Origin of the sequence: Pseudomonas sp. NPDC089758 (genome assembly GCF_044748705.1) — a bacterium.
GTDB lineage: Bacteria > Pseudomonadota > Gammaproteobacteria > Pseudomonadales > Pseudomonadaceae > Aquipseudomonas > Aquipseudomonas putida_X.
This window is the reverse complement of record NZ_JBIVGN010000009.1, coordinates 83,483-102,050: the sequence shown is the minus strand read 5'-3', so window position 1 is coordinate 102,050 and position 18,568 is coordinate 83,483. Positions and strand designations below refer to the sequence as shown.

Annotated in this window: 22 protein-coding genes; 14 read left to right on the top strand and 8 right to left on the bottom strand. The window is 62.8% G+C overall.

Annotated features, from left to right (window positions below; all coding sequences use genetic code 11):
• Positions 1-138 precede the first annotated feature (138 nt).
• The 3 genes from ACIPZH_RS14355 to ACIPZH_RS14345 all read left to right on the top strand — a co-directional run bounded on the left by ACIPZH_RS14355 (position 139) and on the right by ACIPZH_RS14345 (position 2,085).
• Positions 139-417 (top strand): hypothetical protein, encoded by a 279-nt coding sequence (locus ACIPZH_RS14355; protein ID WP_039602373.1) that lies wholly within the window; start codon positions 139-141, stop codon positions 415-417.
• Positions 418-431: 14 nt separating this feature from the next.
• On the top strand, positions 432-1,211 hold the full coding sequence (locus ACIPZH_RS14350; protein WP_400636628.1) for a CHAD domain-containing protein: 780 nt from the start codon (positions 432-434) through the stop codon (positions 1,209-1,211).
• Between the two features lie 76 nt (positions 1,212-1,287).
• Complete coding sequence (locus ACIPZH_RS14345; RefSeq protein ID WP_400636627.1) at positions 1,288-2,085, top strand: acyl-CoA thioesterase; 798 nt, start codon at positions 1,288-1,290, stop codon at positions 2,083-2,085.
• A gap of 3 nt (positions 2,086-2,088) precedes the next feature.
• Here ACIPZH_RS14345 and ACIPZH_RS14340 read toward each other — a convergent pair whose 3' ends face one another.
• From ACIPZH_RS14340 to ACIPZH_RS14330, 3 genes are all read right to left on the bottom strand, one after another.
• Positions 2,089-2,457, bottom strand: a complete 369-nt coding sequence (locus ACIPZH_RS14340) for an Mpo1-like protein (protein ID WP_400627176.1) — start codon at positions 2,455-2,457, stop codon at positions 2,089-2,091.
• A gap of 75 nt (positions 2,458-2,532) precedes the next feature.
• A complete protein-coding gene (locus ACIPZH_RS14335) occupies positions 2,533-4,011 on the bottom strand; it encodes a methyl-accepting chemotaxis protein (protein WP_400636626.1) in 1,479 nt (492 codons plus the stop codon).
• A 109-nt stretch (positions 4,012-4,120) separates the two neighbouring features.
• Entirely contained in the window at positions 4,121-4,918 is a 798-nt protein-coding gene (locus ACIPZH_RS14330; protein ID WP_400627180.1) for a TatD family hydrolase, read from the bottom strand.
• Positions 4,919-5,076: 158 nt separating this feature from the next.
• On the opposite strand from ACIPZH_RS14330, the gene ACIPZH_RS14325 reads away from it, so the two are divergent.
• The 4 genes from ACIPZH_RS14325 to greB all read left to right on the top strand — a co-directional run bounded on the left by ACIPZH_RS14325 (position 5,077) and on the right by greB (position 8,049).
• Positions 5,077-6,483 (top strand): transglycosylase SLT domain-containing protein, encoded by a 1,407-nt coding sequence (locus ACIPZH_RS14325; protein WP_400636625.1) that lies wholly within the window; start codon positions 5,077-5,079, stop codon positions 6,481-6,483.
• Between the two features lie 114 nt (positions 6,484-6,597).
• A complete protein-coding gene (locus ACIPZH_RS14320; protein WP_039601342.1) occupies positions 6,598-7,032 on the top strand; it encodes a DoxX family protein in 435 nt (144 codons plus the stop codon).
• A 214-nt stretch (positions 7,033-7,246) separates the two neighbouring features.
• Positions 7,247-7,555: a hypothetical protein gene (locus ACIPZH_RS14315; protein WP_241803239.1), complete on the top strand. Its 309-nt coding sequence runs from the start codon at positions 7,247-7,249 to the stop codon at positions 7,553-7,555.
• An 11-nt stretch (positions 7,556-7,566) separates the two neighbouring features.
• Complete coding sequence (greB, locus tag ACIPZH_RS14310; protein WP_241803240.1) at positions 7,567-8,049, top strand: transcription elongation factor GreB; 483 nt, start codon at positions 7,567-7,569, stop codon at positions 8,047-8,049.
• 41 nt (positions 8,050-8,090) lie between these two features.
• Here greB and ACIPZH_RS14305 read toward each other — a convergent pair whose 3' ends face one another.
• Together ACIPZH_RS14305 and ACIPZH_RS14300 are read right to left on the bottom strand one after the other, a co-directional pair.
• On the bottom strand, positions 8,091-10,598 hold the full coding sequence (locus tag ACIPZH_RS14305) for an ABC transporter permease (RefSeq protein ID WP_400636624.1): 2,508 nt from the start codon (positions 10,596-10,598) through the stop codon (positions 8,091-8,093).
• A complete protein-coding gene (locus ACIPZH_RS14300; RefSeq protein ID WP_400636623.1) occupies positions 10,598-11,281 on the bottom strand; it encodes an ABC transporter ATP-binding protein in 684 nt (227 codons plus the stop codon). The genes ACIPZH_RS14305 and ACIPZH_RS14300 overlap by 1 nt, the downstream gene beginning before the upstream one ends.
• A 10-nt stretch (positions 11,282-11,291) precedes the next feature.
• Here ACIPZH_RS14300 and ACIPZH_RS14295 point away from each other — a divergent pair, with 10 nt between their 5' ends.
• From ACIPZH_RS14295 to ACIPZH_RS14285, 3 genes are all read left to right on the top strand, one after another.
• Positions 11,292-11,897, top strand: a complete 606-nt coding sequence (locus ACIPZH_RS14295; protein WP_241803243.1) for an arylesterase — start codon at positions 11,292-11,294, stop codon at positions 11,895-11,897.
• Between the two features lie 58 nt (positions 11,898-11,955).
• The gene (locus ACIPZH_RS14290; protein WP_039601335.1) at positions 11,956-12,237 is read left to right on the top strand and encodes a hypothetical protein; all 282 of its coding nucleotides are present in this window, start codon (positions 11,956-11,958) and stop codon (positions 12,235-12,237) included.
• 131 nt (positions 12,238-12,368) lie between these two features.
• Positions 12,369-13,346, top strand: coding sequence for a L,D-transpeptidase family protein (locus ACIPZH_RS14285; protein WP_241803245.1), 978 nt, complete (start codon positions 12,369-12,371; stop codon positions 13,344-13,346).
• A 140-nt stretch (positions 13,347-13,486) separates the two neighbouring features.
• Here the strand turns inward: ACIPZH_RS14285 and ACIPZH_RS14280 are convergent, their stop codons facing one another.
• Both ACIPZH_RS14280 and ACIPZH_RS14275 read right to left on the bottom strand, forming a co-directional pair.
• Positions 13,487-13,738 (bottom strand): Lpp/OprI family alanine-zipper lipoprotein, encoded by a 252-nt coding sequence (locus ACIPZH_RS14280; protein ID WP_003250288.1) that lies wholly within the window; start codon positions 13,736-13,738, stop codon positions 13,487-13,489.
• Between the two features lie 77 nt (positions 13,739-13,815).
• A complete protein-coding gene (locus ACIPZH_RS14275; protein WP_400636622.1) occupies positions 13,816-14,085 on the bottom strand; it encodes a hypothetical protein in 270 nt (89 codons plus the stop codon).
• 172 nt (positions 14,086-14,257) lie between these two features.
• Between ACIPZH_RS14275 and ACIPZH_RS14270 the strand changes: the two genes are divergently transcribed.
• Positions 14,258-14,539 carry a GNAT family N-acetyltransferase gene (locus ACIPZH_RS14270; RefSeq protein ID WP_241803247.1) on the top strand — a complete coding sequence of 94 codons (282 nt, stop codon included), beginning with the start codon at positions 14,258-14,260 and terminating at the stop codon, positions 14,537-14,539.
• 63 nt (positions 14,540-14,602) lie between these two features.
• Here the strand turns inward: ACIPZH_RS14270 and ACIPZH_RS14265 are convergent, their stop codons facing one another.
• Complete coding sequence (locus tag ACIPZH_RS14265; protein ID WP_241803248.1) at positions 14,603-15,679, bottom strand: 3-deoxy-7-phosphoheptulonate synthase; 1,077 nt, start codon at positions 15,677-15,679, stop codon at positions 14,603-14,605.
• Between the two features lie 233 nt (positions 15,680-15,912).
• Between ACIPZH_RS14265 and ACIPZH_RS14260 the strand changes: the two genes are divergently transcribed.
• The 3 genes from ACIPZH_RS14260 to cysB all read left to right on the top strand — a co-directional run bounded on the left by ACIPZH_RS14260 (position 15,913) and on the right by cysB (position 18,565).
• Positions 15,913-16,860 (top strand): putative 2-dehydropantoate 2-reductase, encoded by a 948-nt coding sequence (locus tag ACIPZH_RS14260; protein ID WP_241803249.1) that lies wholly within the window; start codon positions 15,913-15,915, stop codon positions 16,858-16,860.
• Positions 16,861-16,963: 103 nt separating this feature from the next.
• Complete coding sequence (locus ACIPZH_RS14255; RefSeq protein ID WP_241803250.1) at positions 16,964-17,461, top strand: universal stress protein; 498 nt, start codon at positions 16,964-16,966, stop codon at positions 17,459-17,461.
• 129 nt (positions 17,462-17,590) lie between these two features.
• A complete protein-coding gene (gene cysB, locus ACIPZH_RS14250; RefSeq protein ID WP_241803251.1) occupies positions 17,591-18,565 on the top strand; it encodes an HTH-type transcriptional regulator CysB in 975 nt (324 codons plus the stop codon).
• Positions 18,566-18,568: the final 3 nt, after the last annotated feature.

Sequence of the window (18,568 nt, the reverse complement as noted above, 5' to 3'; positions counted from 1 at the left end):
TTTGTATCCATGGCCCTACAATGCACCGAGCGTTGCCTGTGCTTCAATGTAGACTCTAGGCAAAACCTGCCGAGCGCGGCACTTTTCAGGTGCCCAAGCGTCGAACAGCCACCGTATTCAACCTCCGAGGTATTACCGATGAAAGCCTGGATCTGCCTTCCTCTGATTGCCCTGGCCCTTGCCGGCTGCGCGGGCAAGACGGCTTACCGTGACAGCTGCGCGTCGCAGCTCGATGCCGCTTGGAAGGAGCTCGACCTGGCCAAGGCTGAAGGCTTTGCCGGTACCGTCAGCTATTCCAAGGCGTTGTCGCTGTTGACCGGGGCCAAGACCCAGCAGCAGTTCGAAGGGTTCGAGGGTTGCACCAAGAAAGCCGAAAAGGCCCGTTTCTACATTCGTGAGTCGCGCGCCGGGCGCTGACCGAGGAGTGCTGTATGTCCAGCATGCTCGACCATGTGGTTGCCCAGGTAGTGGCCTTGCAGGTGCGCCTGCTGGCTTGTCGCGAGCGCCTTGCTGCCGATACCGACAGCGACGCCTTGCACGATCTGCGCATAGGCCTGAGGCGCTTGCGCAGCCTGTTGCGGCCGCTGAGGGGCTTGCCGGGGGTCGAGCAGCTGGAGGACGCTGCGAGAGCCCTTGGCACCTTGACCACGCCGCTACGTGACCGCGAGGTACTGGCGGGCGAGTTGATCCAGCGCGGCGTTGTCCAAGCGGGGCAGCGGCGTCTGCAAGGGCGCGCTGCCACCTTTGCCGGCGTGGCCGCCAGCCCGCAACTGAGCCGGGTGCTGGCCATCCTCGATGCCTTTCCGCTGTTTCTGCGCGCCGCGGGCCGTGAAGGGTTGGCCAAGTGCCTGCGTAAACGCGTCGACAAACGCCTGGTCAAGCAATGGCGCAAGCTGCACGAAGCCTTGCAGGACCCGGCCCACGACCGTCATCGCCTGCGCTTGTTGATCAAGCGGGTGCGCTATGGGGACCAGGCCTACCCACAACTCGATCATGCCGGGAAGCAGTTGCAGCGCCTGCTCAAACAAGCCCAGGGCGATTTGGGTAACTGGCATGACCGCCTGCAATGGCTGTTGCAGGCTCAATCGCATGAGGATCTCGCGCCCTGCAAGGTCGATTGGGAGCGGGAGCTGGGTGACGCCGAGCGCCAGTCCGATGTGACACTGGCTGACCTGCAGGCAGCACTGGAACGGCGCAAGCCCGGCAAATGACCGATATGCGGGCTGTTCGACGCAAGGTTGCTCGCTAGTATTGGCTGACACCTTTCGCTGCTGCAGGAGCCGGCCCATGAATTTCAACCAACTGCTCGACGCCGTGCGAGCGCACCCCGATAGCGTCAGTGTCCCGCCCGACTGGGCCCAAGGGCGTGCCGTATTCGGTGGCCTGATGGCTGCCATGGTGTATGAGACCATGCGCCTGAAGCTCGCCGATAGCCGCCCGGTGCGGTCGCTGGCCGTCAGTTTCGTCGCCCCCGCCGCGCCCGACGTGGCGACCCGTTTCGAAGTCGAAGTGCTGCGCGAGGGCAAAGCGGTCAGCACCGTGCTGGGTCGAGCCATTCAGGATGGCCAGGTGGTGACCTTGGTCCAGGGCAACTTCGGCGCCGCGCGGCCATCGGTGGTGCAGGTGCCTGCCGAGCCGGCCATGGAGATGAAGGCACTCGAGCAAGCCGCCCCGGAGCTTCCTTACATCAAAGGTGTCACACCAGAGTTCATGCGCCATGTTGCCCTGCGCTGGGCAATTGGCGGGCTGCCGTTCAGCGGTAATCAGTCACGCCACATGGGCGGTTGGGTGCGCTTGCGGGATGTTGCCCAGGAGCAGGTCAACGAGGCCCACCTGTTGGCGCTTGTCGATGCCTGGCCACCCAGCCTCATGCCGTACCTGAAGCAGCCCGCAGCAGGCAGCACGCTGACCAGGACCATCGAATTCATCCAGCCGGTTGCCAGGCTGTCGACGTTGGACTGGTGCCGCTACTGCGTCGAGACCGAACACGCCCGCGATGGGTACGGGCATGCCGCAGCTGCCCTGTGGACGGCTGAAGGCGAGTTGCTGGCCTTGAGCCGCCAGACGGTCACGGTATTCGCCTGAGCGTCAACGCCGATGTCTGTGCCGTTCGCGCCAGGCCCGCCACCAGGCACCGCTGAGCACAAAGCGCGGGAAGGTGATGAATTGCTCGGTCAGCAGGCGCTGCAGGGCGTCCTTGCGGTTGGCGAAGGGTTCTGGCTGCTCGGCCTCCAGGCGGTGGCCGTGGCGCTGCAGGCCCAGGCCGGCGATCAGGGCAATGATGCCGACGCCAATCTGGCCTAGGTCCAGGGCGAGCAAGCCGGACAGCACGAGCAAAGCACCGAGGATGAACAGCGGCACGGCAATCAGGTGCAGCACCAGGTTGGTCGGGTGGCGGTGGTTGTGGTGATAGCCGCGCCATTGCCAGGCGGGCAAGTTGGGCAGTCGTTTGCTCATGGGCAGGTCCTCACGGTCATGCCCAAAGCTTAGTGCGGCCCAGTGGTCACAGCCAATCGAGGCTGGCTATGGTGATTATAGTTTGAGTTGGCCGATGGCCTTGTTCAGCTCGCCGGCCAGGGTCGCCAGCTCGCTGCTGGTGGTGGCCGAATCGACAGTCTGCTGTACGGTTTCCTCGGTAACGTCGCGGATGCTGACTACCGCCCGGTTCATTTCTTCGGCCACCTGGCTTTGCTGTTCGGCGGCGACGGCGATCTGGGTGTTGCTCTCGCGCATCTGCGCCACCGCGCCAGTGATTTCGGCCAGCGCTGCGCCGGCTTCCTGGGCCTGGCGCACGCAGTCGTCAGCTTTGTAAGAGCTTTCCTGCATGAACTCCACCGCATCCCGGGTACCGGCTTGCAGGTCGGCAACCATACCGGTGATTTCGTCGGTGGAGGTTTGCACGCGTTTGGCCAGGCTGCGCACTTCATCGGCGACCACCGCAAAGCCACGGCCCAGGTCGCCGGCACGCGCTGCTTCGATGGCGGCGTTCAGCGCCAGCAGGTTGGTCTGTTCGGCGATGCTGTGGATGACGTTGACCACGCCATTGATCTTTTGGCTGTCCTCGGCCAGTTGGCGGATCATCTCGGCGGTCTGCTGCACGCCGCTGGACAGCCCTGCAATCGAGTCCTGCACGCGGTCGACGACATGCTTGCCGCTGCCGGCAAGGACGTCGGCGGTCTGCGACAGGTCGCGCGTGGCGCCGGCATGTTGGGCGATATGATGCACGGTGGCTGACATCTCGTTGATCGCGGTGGCTGCCTGGTCGGTCTCGCTCTGCTGGCCGAGCATGCCGTGGCGCACCTCGTTCATGCTCGAGGCCAGGCGTGCGGCGCCCGAATCGAGTTGCGCGGCAGTGCGTGCCACGGTGCTGACCACACGGTGGTAGGTCGACTGCATGGCGTTGAAGGCGCCTGCCATCTGGCCCACTTCGTCGCCACAAGACAGAGGCACGCGGGCCGACAGGTCACCCGTTTTTTCCACGTGGAGCATGACGTCCTTGAGGGTGTTGAGTTGGCTCAGCAGGAAGCGAATCAGCAGTTGCGAGGCGCAGAGCATTGCCAGCATCAGGATCAGCACACAAACCGCGTAGTTGCCAAAACGGTCAAGGAACACCTGGCGCACGCTCGGTGCCTGGGCCAGTACCGCCACCTGCTGGTCGCCATGGTGCAGTACCTGGGCGCCGCGTAGTGGGTTATCGCCCAGGATCCAGTCGCCCGGGAGGGCTACCCAGCCTTGTGCATGGCGCAGGGGCTCCAGGCTTTGGCCGGCAAAGGTCGGGGTCTGGCCGGGTTGCCAGGTGATCACGTTGGCCTGGCGGGGCAGGGCACGCTCTGCCGGCCATGCGGCGAGCAGCTCTGCCTGGGACTGCGTCTGGGCCTGCACCGCTTCAGCGCGGGCTCGCTGCTCCAGATACACGGCAAACAGCACCAGCATCAAGGTGGTGACAAAGGCCACTGCGTTGACGGCCCAGAATTTGTACTTCAGGGAAATATTGCTAAGCCAGGCACCCATGGGTAGGTCTTCTCTGAGTTGAGCGGAAACATTATTGGCAAGGTGCCATCATTGTGCCCGCTCACGCCTGGGAGGTTTTGACGTGTATCAACAAACCGTTTATGCCCGATCAGGCCAGCTGGAAAAATGCCCGAGCCGTTGCGGTGGTGTGCGCTGCGGTCTCTTCAACAGGTTCGCCCCGGTGTAACGCCACCTCCCGCAGCACTTCTGGCAAAAACGCCGGCTCGTTGCGCCCGCTCTTGGGTTTCGGTCGCAGGCTGCGCGGCAGCAGATACGGGGCATCACTTTCCAGCATCAGGCGCCCCCGGGGAATGTTGCCCACCAGTGGGTGCAAGTGCGTGCCGCGGCGTTCGTCACAGATCCAGCCGGTGATGCCAATGTGCAGGTCCATGTCCAGGTAGGCGAACAGCGCGTCGCGCTCGCCGGTGAAACAATGCACTACGGCGGCAGGCAGGTGGTCACGGTAGTTCTTCACAATCGCCAGCAAACGCTCACTCGCATCACGCTCATGCAGGAACACCGGCAGGCGCAACTCGGCGGCCAGCGCCAACTGAGCTTCCAGGGCTTTTTCCTGAAGTGGGCGAGGGGAGAAGTCGCGGTTGAAATCCAGCCCGCACTCGCCAACGGCGCGCACACGCGCCTCACTCAACAACTGGCGCAGTCGCTGCTCGCTGTTGGCATCCCATGCTTTGGCGTCGTGCGGGTGTACGCCGGCAGTGGCGAACAGGTGCTCGCTGGCGGGGTCCAGTTGCTGGCACAGTTCAAGCGCTTGCTCGCTGACCGCAAGGCTGGTGCCGGTGAGGATCATCTGCCCAACGCCGGCTTCGATGGCGCGCTCGACGATGGCGGCCTGCTGGTCGTGGAAACTGCTATTGGTCAGGTTGACGCCGATATCGATCAGTTGCATGGTGCTACCTCGTGCCGCGGGACGGCCAGCATAGCAAAAAGCGCGATTTTCGGAAAAAAACCAAGAACTTCAGACGTTTGCCATGGTCTTTTACCGTCATTTATTACGAGCGGCTCGTACACATGGATGCTGCCCACCGACCTCGGACACGTTTTCGCATGCTGCGATACCTGCTCACCCTGCTGCTGACGCTTGGCCTGATGCTCGTCGGTCCCGCTTACGCACGCCTGCCGGGGCCGCAGCACAACGTGCCGGTGAACAAGGCCCGTGACCTTGAACAGATCCGCGCCAGCAAGGTGCTGCGGGTACTGGTCAACCAAAGCCGCAACAGCTCCGGTGAGGTCAAGGGCGAGCCCGTCGGTATCGAGTACTACCGCTTGCGTGCGCTTGAGCATTACCTCAACGCCCGGGCCAGCGACGGACAACAGGTACGGCTCAAACTCATCCCCAGAGCCAAAGAGCAACTGCTAGGGGCGCTGCAGCGTGGTGAAGGCGACCTGGCCGCCCCGGGCGAGTTGCTCGACCCGAGCCTGGTCGGCGGCGTGAACAGCAGTGCTCCGGTCCTGGACCAAGTGCCGTTGTGGTTGGTGGGGCGCAAGGGCGAGCGCAGTTTCACCCGTGTCGAGCAGTTGTCCGGGCGCACTGTGGCGTTGACCAGTGCCAGCGCCGCCGGTGCGCTGATCCAGCAGATCAACCAGCGCCTGGCGCTGCGCAAGCGCCCACCGGTCAAGATCGAATGGGTCGACTCGACACTGGCGGTGGAGGACGTGCTGGAGATGGTCCAGGCCGGCATCTATCACCTGACCGTGGTCGAGCGGCCGATCGCGCTGCGCTGGGCCCGGGTAATGCCGCGCCTGCGCCTGCATAGCCGGCTGCAACTGGGCCCGCCACAAGCCATGCGCTGGTATGTGCGGCGCGATGCGACGCTGCTGCAGGCTACGGTCGATCGCTTCCTGCAGGGCTACCGGGCGCCCGAGAACCAGGATGCGGCCTTTGAACGCATCTATCGGCGCCAGTACCGCGTGCACAACCCGCTCGCACGCAAGGACCGTCAACGCCTTGCTTCAGTCCGGGCGGTGCTGCAGAAGCATGGCCAGGCGCAACAGATCGACTGGCTGAACCTGGCTGCGTTGGCCTTCAAGGAGTCGACCCTCAACCCGGCGGCGCGCGGCAGTGGCGGGGCGCATGGCCTGATGCAGATCACCCCTGCCGCAGCGCAGCGGGTCGGGGTCAGCAATACCGCAACGGTTGATGGCAATGTCCAGGCCAGTGCCCGTTACCTGGCGTTGATTCGCCGCAAGTTCTTCGCCAGCCCGAAGATCAACGAGCGTGAGCGCATGGCCTTCGTGCTGGCCGCCTACAACCTTGGGCCCGAGCGGGTCCAGGCCATGCGTGTCGAGGCCCGCAAGCGTGGGCTCAATGGCAATCAATGGTTCTTCCAGACCGAACGGGTTGCGATGGAGCAGGTGGGCATGGGGCCAGTCAACTTCGTCAATAGCGTGAACAAGTACTTCCTGGCGTTCAACCGTGACCGTGCAACGTTGGAGCGAAGCGGTAAACGCTGAGCTATCGATTTATTCGATCTATATATTGGGTTTTTTGCGATTTTAATATCTGTTGGGTCGATTATTATGGCGCCCATCCCAACACAACATCGCAGCTTTCAAGGAAGTCACCCAATGAACAATGCAATTATCAAACTGCTTTCCACTCGCGCTGGCCTGGGCTTGAGCGTGGTTCGCATCCTGGTCGGCATCATCTTCATGGCGCACGGCGCACAGAAACTCTTCGGCCTGTTCGGCGGCTACGGGTTGGAGGGCACTGGCCAGTGGATGGAGAGCATCGGCCTGGCCCCCGGCTACCTGATGGCCCTGCTGTCCGGCAGCGCCGAGTTCTTCGGCGGCCTGGCCCTGGTGATCGGCCTGCTGGCTCGCCCGGCGGCGCTGGCACTGACAGTGACACTGGTGGTGGCAATTTTTTCGGTACACATCGGCAACGGCCTGTTCATGTCCAACAATGGCTATGAGTTTGCCCTGGCGTTGCTGGCGGGTACCGTCGCGGTACTGATCGAAGGCGCTGGTCGTTTCTCTGTAGACCGCTTGATCGCCCGCTGAAGCCTCATGCTGCAGGCCTTGAGTTGATGACTTTCAGCTTGGGGCTTGCAGCTTGCCGCTTGTAGCTCTAGCATACCGCCTGCGCCGATTTAAACAGCTACTTGCGGGGCGCAGGAAAGCCCAGCCCCGGGTCATCCGAAATACCGCTAAAGCGCTGGTTCGGTGACGCCTCCCACCGCTGCCCAGCGGGATTTGCGAGGCGGAGAAATACTCCATGAGTTGCCCACGTACCAGTGTCTGCTTGAGCCCATTGCCTGCCAGCCAGGCTACCCGCACACCGCGCATCCTGCTCGGTGGCCAGCATCAGCCTACGCTTTTGCGTCATCTTGAAGGCTTGTCCCGTCGCAAAGGCCAGGCCCGCGCCTTCCTCATCCAGTTTGCCGAAACCGCGTGCCGGCTGGAGCAGTTCGGCAACGACCGCTTCGATCTGGCGGTGATCCAGGCACCTGCCGCACAGCACGCTGCCGAAGTGATTGGCCATCTCACCCGCATCGCACGCCAGGGCCTGATTACCCGACGCTGAGGAACGCGCTGTTGAGTACCAACATCATCACGACGCAAGGCCATGAAGCGCTCAAAAAAGAGCTGGATCATCTATGGCGGGTGTATCGCCCGGAAATCACCCAGAAGGTGGCCTGGGCTGCCTCGTTGGGGGACCGCAGTGAGAATGCCGACTACCAGTACAACAAGAAGTTGCTACGCGAGATCGATCGTCGGGTCCGATACCTGCGCAAGCGCCTCGAAGACGTCAAGGTGGTGGCCTATTCACCGCAGCAGGAGGGCAGGGTGTTCTTCGGTGCCTGGGTCGAGATCGAAAATGATGACGGTGAAGCGCTGAAGTTTCGCATCGTCGGGTACGACGAGATCTATGGGCGCAATGACTATATCTCGATCGATTCGCCCATGGCGCGGGCCCTGCTCAAGAAAGAGGAGGGTGATGAGGTGGTGGTGCACACCCCTACTGGCGAAGCGACGTGGTATGTGACCAGCATCAGTTATGAGCAGCCAGCGCTTTAGCTGTAAGCCAAGGCTGAGCTGCTCATGCTTGCAGCTTGAGACTACCCCTCCCGAAGCACCGCCAACGGGCTGGCATTAAGCGCTCGCCGTGTCCCCAGCACGCCAGCCCCGCCTACCAATAGCGCCCCCGCCAGTGGCAGTACCAGCAGCCACGGATGGGGAGCCCACTGCAGGTCGAACGCATAGCGGTACAGCACCAAGGTAATCAACTCACAGCCTAGCGCTGCCAACGCACCGCTGGCCGCACCCAGCAGCCCGAACTCGATACGCCGCGCTTTCACCAGCAACGGCCGGGCGGCGCCCAGCGCGCGCAGCAGCGCGCCTTGGCGAATGCGTTCATCCAGCGTTGCCTGCAAGCCTGCGAACAGCACGGCCAACCCCGCCGCCAGGACGAACAGCAATACATATTCCACCGCCAGGGTAACCTGGGCGAGGATGCTGCGTAGCTGCTCCAGCAAGGCATCGACCTGCAGGATGGTCACCGCCGGGAAGGCCCGCGACAGGGCCACTACATCCAGGTCATGACCCGGCGCGAGGTAAAAGCTGGTCAGGTAGGTGGTCGGCAGCCCTTGGAGGGTACCCGGCTGGAAGATCATGTAGAAGTTCGGCTGGAAGCTGTCCCAGTGCACGCTGCGCAGGCTGCTGACCCGTGCCTGGCGTTGTTCGCCGCCAATGTCGAAGGTCAACAGGTCGCCCAGTTGCACCTTCAGGCTGGCGGCAAGTTCCGCCTCGACCGAAACGCCAGGGATTTCATCGCCAGCCGGTAGCGCCCGCCACCAATTGCCGGCGGTCAAGGCATTGCCTGCCGGCAGGTCGGCGGCCCAGGTCAGGCTGAGGTCGCGCTGAACTGCACGCTCGCCGGCCGAATCCTTGCTGACGATCTGTTGCACGGGCTGCTCGTTGATCTGGATCAGCCGGCCAGGCGTCACCGGATAAAGCGGCGCGGAGGCTGCGTTCACCTCGTGCAGGCGCTGGGCAAAGGGCTCACGGTCATCGGGCAGGATGTTCAGGGCGAAATAGTTGGGGGCGTCCTTGGGCAGTTGCGCCTGCCAGGTGTCGAGCAACTCGGCGCGCAGCAAGGCGACCAGGGCCATGGCCAGCAGGATCAGGCCAAACGCCAGTGCCTGGCCTGCGGCAGCCATGGGGTGGCGGAGCAACTGGCCCAAGCCCAGGCGCCAGGGGAGTGGGGCGCCTGCCAGCATTTGCCGCAGGCTGCGCAGCCCAACCAGCAGCAGGCCGCCCAGTACCAGCGCGGCAAGCAACCCGCCTGCCAGCAGGGCGAAGGTCAGCAGCAGGTCGAGGCTCAGGCGCCACATGATCAGGCCCAGCGCGAACAGGGCGGCGCCATAGACCAGCCAGCTGCTGGGCGGTACGGGCAGCAGATCACGGCGCAGTACACGCAGCGGTGGCACCTTGCCCAGTGCCGCGAGCGGGGGCAGGGCGAAACCGGCCAGGGCGACTAGCCCGGTGGCGATGCCGGCCAGGGCCGGGACGATGCCGCCAGGCGGCACCACGCTCGGCAGCAGGCCGTGCAACAGGCGGAACAGGCCCAGTTGCGCCAGCCAGCCGAGCAGGGCGCCCACCAGTGCCGCCAGCAGGCCAAGCATGGCCAGTTGCAGGCAGTACAGGCCCAATGCCTGATGGCGGGACAGCCCCAGGCAGCGCAGCAGTGCGCTGGCGTCCAGGCGCCGGGCCGCATAGCGGCTGGCCGACAGTGCCACGGCGACCCCTGCCAGCAGCACCGCCACCAGGCTAGCCATGTTCAGGTAGCGCTCGGCCTTGCCCAGGGCGCCGCCGATCTGCCGGTTACCATCGCGGGTGTCGAGCAGGCGCTGGTTGGCCGCGAGCGTCTTCTCCAGCCCCTGGCGGTACTGTGCCAGGGCCTGCGCATCCCCGCGCCACAGCTCACGGTAGCTGACCCGGCTGCCGGGCTGAATGACCCCGGTGGCCTCCAGGTCGGCGAGGTTCATCATCACCCGCGGGGTGAGGCTGTAGAAATTGTTGGCGCGGTCCGGCTCGTAGGTCAGTACGCGGCTCATGCGCAAGGTCTTCATGCCGACATCGATGCTGTCGCCGATGCTCAGGCCAAGGGCAGCGAGCAAGCGCGGCTCGACCCAGGCCTCGCCTGGCGGCGGGCCGCCGCCGGGTGTCTCCGTGGCATAAGGCGCCGGTGCACTGCGTACCTGGCCACGCAGGGGGTAGGCGCCATCGGCGGCTTTGATGCTCGACAGCTGAATGCCGGCGTCACCACCGACCACGCTGGTGAACTCCACAACCCGGGCGTGGCGCAGCCCCAGGGCGGTCCCGGCGTCGATTTGCTCCTGACGCGCTGGCGCACTGCCTTGCAATACCAGGTCGGCGCCAAGGAACTCGCTGGCGCGCAACTGCATGGCGCCATTGAGGCGAGCACCGAAATAGCCGATGGCGGTGCTGGCGGCTACAGCCACGAGCAGGGCGAAGAACAGCACGCGCACTTCGCTGGCGCGGATGTCGCGCAACAACTGGCGCAGCGCCAGGCCGCACAAGCGGGAAAGCGGCATGTGCTTCATCAGGCCTCCACCGGCGCCACCAGGCGGCCTGCTTCCAGTCGTATCAGGCGCCGGCAGCGGCTGGCCAGGCGTTCGTCATGGGTAACCAGAACCAGAGTGGTGCCGCGTTCCTTGTTCAGGTCGAACAGCAGGTCGCTGATACGCTCGCCAGTGTGGCTGTCGAGGTTGCCGGTGGGTTCGTCGGCGAACAGCACCGCAGGCTGGGCGGCGAAGGCCCGGGCAATGGCCACCCGCTGCTGTTCGCCACCGGACAACTGGCGTGGCGTGTGGGTCAGACGCTTGCCCAGGCCGACACGTTCGAGCAGGGTGCGGGCCTGTTCGCGAGCATCTCGGCGGCCGTCCAGTTCCAGTGGCAGCATGACGTTCTCCAGGGCATTGAGGCTGTCGAGCAGCTGGAACGACTGGAAGACGAACCCGACGTGCTCGGCGCGTACCCGGGCGCGCTGGTCTTCGTCCAGCGGCCCGAGGTCATGCCCGGCGAGGACAACCTTGCCGGCGCTGGGGCGATCGAGGCCGGCGAGCAGCCCGAGCAGGGTCGACTTGCCCGAACCGGAGGCGCCGACGATGGCCAGGCTGTCACCTTGGGCGAGGTCGAGGGAGAGTGCGTGCAGGATGGCTAGGTCACCTTCCGCACTGGGGACCACTTTGCTAAGGTTCTGCGCAACGAGAATGCTAGGGCCCATGGAGAATCCAATGCGAGTGTGGTGGTTGAGTGCCGGTCTGGCCCTGTATTGCCTGGCCCAGAGCGCGGCGGCGGGAACATTGCTGGTCGTCGGCGATAGTATCAGTGCCGGTTTTGGCCTGGATACCCGCCAAGGGTGGGTCTCTTTGTTGCAGACCCGGCTCAAGGACGAAGGTTTCGATGATCGCGTGGTCAACGCCTCGATCAGCGGCGACACCAGTGCAGGGGGCCAGGCGCGGCTGCCGGCGCTGCTTGCAGCGCACAAGCCTAGCTTGGTGGTGCTGGAATTGGGCGGCAACGATGGCCTGCGCGGGCAGCCACCAGAGCAATTGCAACAAAATCTTGCCTCGATGATCGAGCGGTCACGCGAGTCCGGGGCCAAGGTCGTGCTCCTGGGCATGCGTCTGCCGCCCAATTATGGGGTGCGCTACACCACGGCGTTCGCCAAGGTGTATGAACAGCTGGCAGCGGAGAAACAGGTGGCGCTGGTGCCGTTTTTCCTCGAGGGCGTGGGGGGTGTGCCAGAGATGATGCAGGCCGATGGCATCCATCCGGCGCAGGGGGCCCAGCAGCGCTTGCTGGAAAATGCCTGGCCGGCGATAAAACCCTTGCTCTGACGCTTTAAACGGGGCCGGCTTTCGGCTAATGTTGCGCCCCCCGTTTCGAGAGCCCCCAATGCCGCGCCCTGCCTGGTCCTTGTATGCCTACCAACTGATCGAGCCCGATGAGCAGCTCGATCTGTTCGCCTGCCAGGAAATCCGCGTTCACCTTGTCGCCCGGCAGCTCGAACTGGGTGTGCCGGTCGATCGCACCCTGTGTGGTGGCTTGCTACCGGCACAGCCTCGCTGGTCCGGCGTGCCGCGCTCGATCTACCGTGACGGCCGTCTGTGCGACCTGTGCCGGGCGATTCTCGACGCGCAGCGCCGCGGCATGCGCCCGGTATGGCCGCAACTTTGATGCAACCCTTGGCCTGAAACTGCGAGCGCCTTTCATCATCTGAAACGCATGGAAACCCCCTGTGGCTCCCGCTTGGTCCGGTGGGGGTGTACAATCGATTCTCTTGACCCACCTTTCGAAGGATTTACCGGATGTTGCCGCGCTTTCCCGCCGTCACCCGCTGCCTGACCCTGGCCGGCCTGCTGGTAGCAGGCCCCGCCGTTGCCCTGGAGTTGCCGTTGCCGCCTCCCGGTGAAGACGTCGTTGGCCAGGTGCAGGTGATCAAGGCCAAGTACGAGGACACCTTTGCCGACATCGGCACTGCCAACGACCTCGGCTACCTGGAGATGATCGCCGCCAACCCGGGGGTGGACCCATGGCTGCCGGGCGCCGGTACCGAGATCATCCTGCCGACCCGTTATGTGCTCCCGCCGGGGCCTCGCGAGGGCGTGGTCATCAACCTTGCCGAATACCGGCTGTACTACTTCCCCAAAGGGCAGAGCGTGGTGTACACCTTCCCGCTGGGCATCGGTCGTGAAGGCTGGGGGTCCCCCATCGCCAACACCAAGATCATTGCCAAGACCCCAAACCCGACCTGGACGCCACCGGCTTCGATCCGTGCCGAACACGCCGCCGATGGTGACATCCTGCCGACCGTGGTGCCGGCCGGGCCAGACAACCCGCTGGGGCCTTACAAGTTCACCCTGGGCGTGCCGGGTTATCTGATTCACGGCTCGAACAAGAAGTTCGGCATTGGCATGCGCACCAGCCACGGCTGCTTCCGCATGTTCAACAACAATGTGCTGGAGCTGTCGAAGATGGTCCCGGTCGGTACTCCAGTGCGCATCATCAACGAGCCGTACAAGTTCGGCATCAGTGGTGGCAAGGTATACCTCGAAGCGCATACGCCGCTCGACGATCACGGCGATCCTTCGGTGGTCGACAAGCACACTGCGGTCATCAATGCACTGCTCAAGCGTGAAGACCTTGCCAACAATGTACGCATGAACTGGGACATGGTTCGCGACGTGGTCGCCGCAGAAGATGGCATGCCGGTAGAAATTGCCGTGCCCGTCGACAACCAGGGTGCGGCTCCGATGGTGTCGAGCATTCCTCCAGAACTGCAGTAAGCCTTAGGGCGACAGGACTCAAGCCTGCTCAGGTCAAACGCCTGGTGCAGGCTTTTTCATTTGTGCTGTTTGCTTTTGTAGCGGCAATAAAAAAGCCGACCCCACTAGTGGGTCGGCTTCTTAACAATCCGTGAGGACTATTACTTGCGGCTGGCTTTGTCCAGCATACGCAGGGCGCGCTCGTTGGCTTCGTCAGCGGTCTGCTGAGCCTTCTGAGCGGCTGCCATTGCATCGTCAGCCTTACGGTAGGCTTCGTCAGCACGGGCTTGAGCGCGAGCGGCTGCGTCTTCAGTCGCAGTCAGACGAGCTTCGGTTTCTTTGGATACGCTGCTGCAACCGGTAGCCAGAACTGCGGCCAGAGCCAGAGCAGAGAATTTCAGAACGTTGTTCATCGTGTTCCCCTTCAAGGACTTTCTATTAAATAGCCATCTCTCAGGAAAGAGAAACTGGCCGGCGTACATAGTACCCATTACTTGTAGTAAGTAAACTGACTGAGCGCAAGAATGGTAAAAAAAATGTTGCTGAAGGGGGTGGTTGACAAGGTTTCCAGGCTTTTTCCGAACAGCCAGTACAGGCGGCGCAAGCGATTGTTGTATGGGAACTTTTTTGTTGAACTAACGGTGACTTTAAAGGTCCCTGTGCGTCTAAAGCCCAAGAGTGTCCGGCCGATGTTGCTGGTCAGTTCGTGCAGGGTTTGCTGCTCATGGCCGCGACTTTTAACCGATGCCACCTTGAGCAATCCGGGGTCCCGTGCCTACTATTTGATGGCCCGGCCCGGAAGAACCATTGCAATCGGGCTGCGGTCGAAGGGGCAAGAGGTGGCGCAGGCTCTGCACGAACGGGTTCCTCCGCCGGATACACCACCATCGGTTAAGGTAAAGGTCTGCCCAAAAGACCTGCGAGGAGTAGTGATGAGTGAAGCGCTGACCATCCACCATGACCAGGCCGGTCATCAGTTCGAGACCAACGTGGACGGTCATCGTGCCTACCTGACGTACATGGATCTGGGCAAGCAGACGCTGGATATCTATCGCACCTTCGTTCCAAACGCCCTGCGCGGCCGAGGGATCGCTGCAGCGCTGACCGAAAAGGCCCTGGAGTACGCCGACCAGATGGGCTACACGGTGATTCCTTCCTGCTCGTACGTTGAGCGCTACATGGAGCGCAAGCAGCGTCATTCGAGCAAGGCCTGACCGGGCTGGGCTCTACATGCAAAAACGCCGGGCAATGCCCGGCGTTTCGTTTTCTGGCAAAGCTCAGCCGCGCTTGCGCTGGGGCAGTACATCCTTGAGCTTGGCGTGCATGCTGCGCAGGGTTTTCTCGGTGGCAGGCCAGTCGATGCAGGCGTCGGTGACCGATACGCCGTACTGCAGATCTTCCAAATTCTTCGGGATCGACTGGGCGCCCCAGTTCAGGTGGCTTTCGACCATCAGACCAATGATCGACTGGTTGCCTTCGAGGATCTGGTTGGCGACGTTCTCCATGACCAGCGGCTGCAAGGCCGGGTCCTTGTTGGAGTTGGCGTGGCTGCAGTCGACCATGATGTTGGCCTTGATCTTCGCCTTGGCCAGGTCCTGCTCGCAAAGCGCAACGCTCACCGAGTCGTAGTTCGGTTTGCCATTGCCGCCACGCAGTACCACGTGGCCGTACGGGTTGCCCTTGGTAGTGACGATGGATACGCCACCTTCCTGGTTGATGCCCAGGAACCGGTGCGGCTTGGATACCGACTGAAGGGCATTGATGGCCACGGTCAGGCCGCCATCGGTGCCGTTCTTGAAGCCAACCGCCGAGGAAAGGCCCGAGGCCATCTCGCGGTGGGTCTGGGATTCGGTGGTGCGCGCGCCAATGGCCGACCAGCTGATCAGGTCTTGCAGGTACTGCGGTGAGATCGGGTCGAGCGCTTCAGTGGCGGTCGGCAAGCCCATCTCGGCCAGGTCCAGCAGCAGTTGGCGGCCGATGTGCAGGCCGTCCTGGATCTTGAACGAGTCATCCAGATAAGGATCGTTGATCAGGCCTTTCCAGCCAACCGTGGTGCGCGGCTTCTCGAAATAAACACGCATTACCAGGTACAGCGTGTCGGAAACTTCCTCTGCCAGCACCTTGAGACGCTCGGCGTATTCGTGAGCGGCCTTGATGTCGTGGATCGAGCAGGGGCCGACCACTACGAACAGGCGATGGTCTTTGCCGTCGAGGATATTGCGCACCACTTCGCGGCCGGCAGTAACGGTCTGCAAGGCTTTGGCGCTGAGAGGGATTTCCTTCTTGAGCTGATCGGGGGTGATCAAAGTCTCGTTGGAGGCAACGTTAAGGTCGTCGATCGGTAAATCAGCCATCGTGTTACTCGTCAGGTCACGGTGCCGGCCGCCAGCAATCCCCGTGCGGCCCAGCAGCAAGAATGTTCGCAGCGGGGAGCCGAACCTTAGCGCGTTACAGGGGGCGCGACAATGGGCTGCAGTGCGCCTGTGCAGGGTTTTTCCCTGGTGCAATAAGCTTGTACTGCTATTTAGGTGCGCAAAACGCCTCAATCGGTGTAGAAAAGCACACCGACATTTATCAGGAGATCAGCATGGACCCTCGCAAACCACGCATCGGCATTATTGGCAGTGGTGCCATCGGCGGCTTTTATGGCCTGATGCTGGCGCGGGCCGGGTTCGACGTGCATTTTCTGCTGCGCAGCGAATTTGCCGAGGTTCGAGCGCATGGCCTGAGGCTGGAAAGCGCTGTGCACGGGGACTGGCGCATGCCGGTTCAGGCGTATTCCAGCGTTGCCGACATGCCGCCGTGCGACTGGTTGCTGGTAGGCACAAAAGCCACCAGCAATGGCGAATTGGCGCCGCTGATTGCGCAGGCTTCGGCACCCGATGCCAAGGTGGTGCTGCTGCAGAACGGTTTGGGTGTCGAGGAACAGCTACGGCCAGCGTTGCCCGACAATCTGCACTTGCTCGGTGGCTTATGCTTCATCTGTGTCAACCGTGTGAGCCCTGGTGTGATACGCCATCAGGCGCTGGGCGCAGTCAACCTGGGCTATCACAGCGGCCCCGCCAGCGATGGGGGGGTGAGCATCGTAGAGGAGGGCGCCAGGCTGTTCCGCGCTGCGGGTGTCGACTCCCAGGCCATGGACGACCTCGGCCAGGCGCGCTGGCAGAAGCTGGTGTGGAACGTCCCCTACAACGGCCTTTCGGTGTTGCTCGGTGCCAGTACTTCGCCGCTGATGGCCGATGCTGACAGCCGTGAGCTTGTTCGGGCACTGATGGCCGAGGTGGTTCAGGGCGCTGCTGCCTGCGGTCATGAGCTGCCCGCCGGTTATGCCGAGCACTTGTTCCGGATCACCGAGCAGATGCCCGACTACTGGCCGAGCATGTACCACGATCACGTCCAGCAGCGGCCGCTGGAACTCCAGGCTATCTATGCCGAGCCTCTGGCCCGGGCGCAAGCGGCAGGCTGCAGCCTGCCGCGCATGCAGATGCTCTACCAGGCACTGGCCTTCGTCGACCGCGCCAATCGTGCTGGCTGAACCTCTACAGCCCGCATTGGCAGTGCGCCGGGCGGCCGAGCGCGCGCCCGGCGCGCTGCTAAGCTGAAGCTTGCTCTGCCGCCACGGCAGTCGAGGAGGTCGAATGATCCGCTCCATGCTGTACGCCACCGACCTCGGTGTCTACGCCCCTTTTGTCATGCAGCACGCATTGGCCCTGGCCCGCACGTTCGGCGCGGAACTGTATGTGATTCATGCCGTAGAGCCCATGGGGCAGTTCGCCGAATCCCTTTTGCAAAGCTACCTCGATGAGCAGACGCTCGACGCGTTGCACAGTGAGGGCGTCAATACAGTGATGGCTAACATCGAGCAGCGTGTGCTGGAGAACTTCCGTGAGGAATTGGGCGAGGACGCGGACCTGGCGGTGATCAAGGCGGTTCGGGTGCGCCAGGGTGATCCGGCCCAGGTCATCCTGGAGCAGGCGCAGCGTTTGAGTGTCGACCTGCTGATTTTTGGCAGCCACAGCGCCGGTGCCGGGGTGGACGTGCCAGTCGGTCGAACGGCTGTGCGCTTGCTGCAGTTATCCACGGTGCCGGTGTACATGGTGCCACTTTCGCAACATCTCGGTCGTAGGAAAACGTGAAGGTGGTGGTAGGCAGTTTCGGAGTGGCATGTAACAAAATAGTTCTATTTTTATTTCGGTAGCCACTAATATAGTTATATATCGTCGCTGCTTGCTGCCGCTGACTTACCGCTGATTCGAGGGGAACCTATGAAGCTTCAACAATTGCGCTACATCTGGGAAGTGGCGCACCACGACCTCAACGTCTCTGCGACGGCGCAAAGTCTGTATACCTCACAGCCGGGGATCAGCAAGCAGATTCGCCTGCTCGAGGATGAGCTGGGTGTTGAAGTGTTTGCCCGCAGCGGCAAGCATCTTACGCGTGTCACTCCCGCGGGGGAGCGCATCATCAATACCGCTGGCGAAATCCTGCGCAAGGTCGAAAGCATCAAGCAGATCGCCCAGGAATTCTCCAACGAGAAGAAGGGCACGTTGTCCATCGCCACCACCCATACTCAGGCGCGCTATGCGCTGCCGCCGATCATCAGTAGCTTCATCAAGCAGTACCCGGAAGTCGCCCTGCACATGCATCAGGGCTCGCCCATGCAGATTGCCGAGATGGCTGCGGACGGTACCGTCGACTTCGCCATTGCCACCGAGGCGCTGGAGCTGTTTGGCGATCTGATCATGATGCCGTGCTACAAATGGAACCGTTGCGTGGTGGTGCCGCAGGGCCACCCGCTGACCAAATTGCCGAAGCTGACGCTGGAAGCGGTCGCCGAATACCCGATCGTCACCTATGTGTTCGGTTTCACTGGCCGCTCCAAGCTGGATGAGGCCTTCAATCACCGTGGCCTGACACCTAAGGTGGTGTTCACTGCTGCCGACGCCGACGTGATCAAGACTTACGTGCGTCTGGGGCTGGGCGTGGGCATCGTGGCGAAGATGGCGGTGGACAGCAAGCTGGACAGCGACCTGGTGGCGCTCGATGCCAGTGAACTGTTCGAGGCCAGTATCACCAAGATCGGCTTCCGCCGCGGCACCTTCCTGCGCGGTTTCATGTGCGATTTCATCGAAAAATTCGCGCCGCACCTGACCCGTGAAGTCATGGCCAAGGCCATCCAGTGCCACAACAAGCAAGAGCTCGAAGAACTGTTTGCCGGGGTTGAGTTGCCTGTGCATTGACAG

Bases quoted from the DNA above. Each gene is read 5' to 3' on its own strand.
- ACIPZH_RS14285 (WP_241803245.1), top strand. From the start codon at position 12,369: ATGTTGCCGCGCTTTCCCGCCGTCACCCGCTGCCTGACCCTGGCCGGC.
- ACIPZH_RS14280 (WP_003250288.1), bottom strand. From the start codon at position 13,738: ATGAACAACGTTCTGAAATTCTCTGCTCTGGCTCTGGCCGCAGTTCTG.
- ACIPZH_RS14320 (WP_039601342.1), top strand. From the start codon at position 6,598: ATGAACAATGCAATTATCAAACTGCTTTCCACTCGCGCTGGCCTGGGC.
- ACIPZH_RS14260 (WP_241803249.1), top strand. From the start codon at position 15,913: ATGGACCCTCGCAAACCACGCATCGGCATTATTGGCAGTGGTGCCATC.
- cysB (WP_241803251.1), top strand. From the start codon at position 17,591: ATGAAGCTTCAACAATTGCGCTACATCTGGGAAGTGGCGCACCACGAC.
- ACIPZH_RS14270 (WP_241803247.1), top strand. From the start codon at position 14,258: ATGAGTGAAGCGCTGACCATCCACCATGACCAGGCCGGTCATCAGTTC.
- ACIPZH_RS14305 (WP_400636624.1), bottom strand. From the start codon at position 10,598: ATGAAGCACATGCCGCTTTCCCGCTTGTGCGGCCTGGCGCTGCGCCAG.
- ACIPZH_RS14355 (WP_039602373.1), top strand. From the start codon at position 139: ATGAAAGCCTGGATCTGCCTTCCTCTGATTGCCCTGGCCCTTGCCGGC.
- ACIPZH_RS14350 (WP_400636628.1), top strand. From the start codon at position 432: ATGTCCAGCATGCTCGACCATGTGGTTGCCCAGGTAGTGGCCTTGCAG.
- ACIPZH_RS14340 (WP_400627176.1), bottom strand. From the start codon at position 2,457: ATGAGCAAACGACTGCCCAACTTGCCCGCCTGGCAATGGCGCGGCTAT.
- ACIPZH_RS14265 (WP_241803248.1), bottom strand. From the start codon at position 15,679: ATGGCTGATTTACCGATCGACGACCTTAACGTTGCCTCCAACGAGACT.
- ACIPZH_RS14335 (WP_400636626.1), bottom strand. From the start codon at position 4,011: ATGGGTGCCTGGCTTAGCAATATTTCCCTGAAGTACAAATTCTGGGCC.
- ACIPZH_RS14345 (WP_400636627.1), top strand. From the start codon at position 1,288: ATGAATTTCAACCAACTGCTCGACGCCGTGCGAGCGCACCCCGATAGC.
- ACIPZH_RS14300 (WP_400636623.1), bottom strand. From the start codon at position 11,281: ATGGGCCCTAGCATTCTCGTTGCGCAGAACCTTAGCAAAGTGGTCCCC.
- ACIPZH_RS14255 (WP_241803250.1), top strand. From the start codon at position 16,964: ATGATCCGCTCCATGCTGTACGCCACCGACCTCGGTGTCTACGCCCCT.
- ACIPZH_RS14325 (WP_400636625.1), top strand. From the start codon at position 5,077: ATGCTGCGATACCTGCTCACCCTGCTGCTGACGCTTGGCCTGATGCTC.
- ACIPZH_RS14290 (WP_039601335.1), top strand. From the start codon at position 11,956: ATGCCGCGCCCTGCCTGGTCCTTGTATGCCTACCAACTGATCGAGCCC.
- ACIPZH_RS14330 (WP_400627180.1), bottom strand. From the start codon at position 4,918: ATGCAACTGATCGATATCGGCGTCAACCTGACCAATAGCAGTTTCCAC.
- ACIPZH_RS14295 (WP_241803243.1), top strand. From the start codon at position 11,292: ATGCGAGTGTGGTGGTTGAGTGCCGGTCTGGCCCTGTATTGCCTGGCC.
- ACIPZH_RS14315 (WP_241803239.1), top strand. From the start codon at position 7,247: ATGAGTTGCCCACGTACCAGTGTCTGCTTGAGCCCATTGCCTGCCAGC.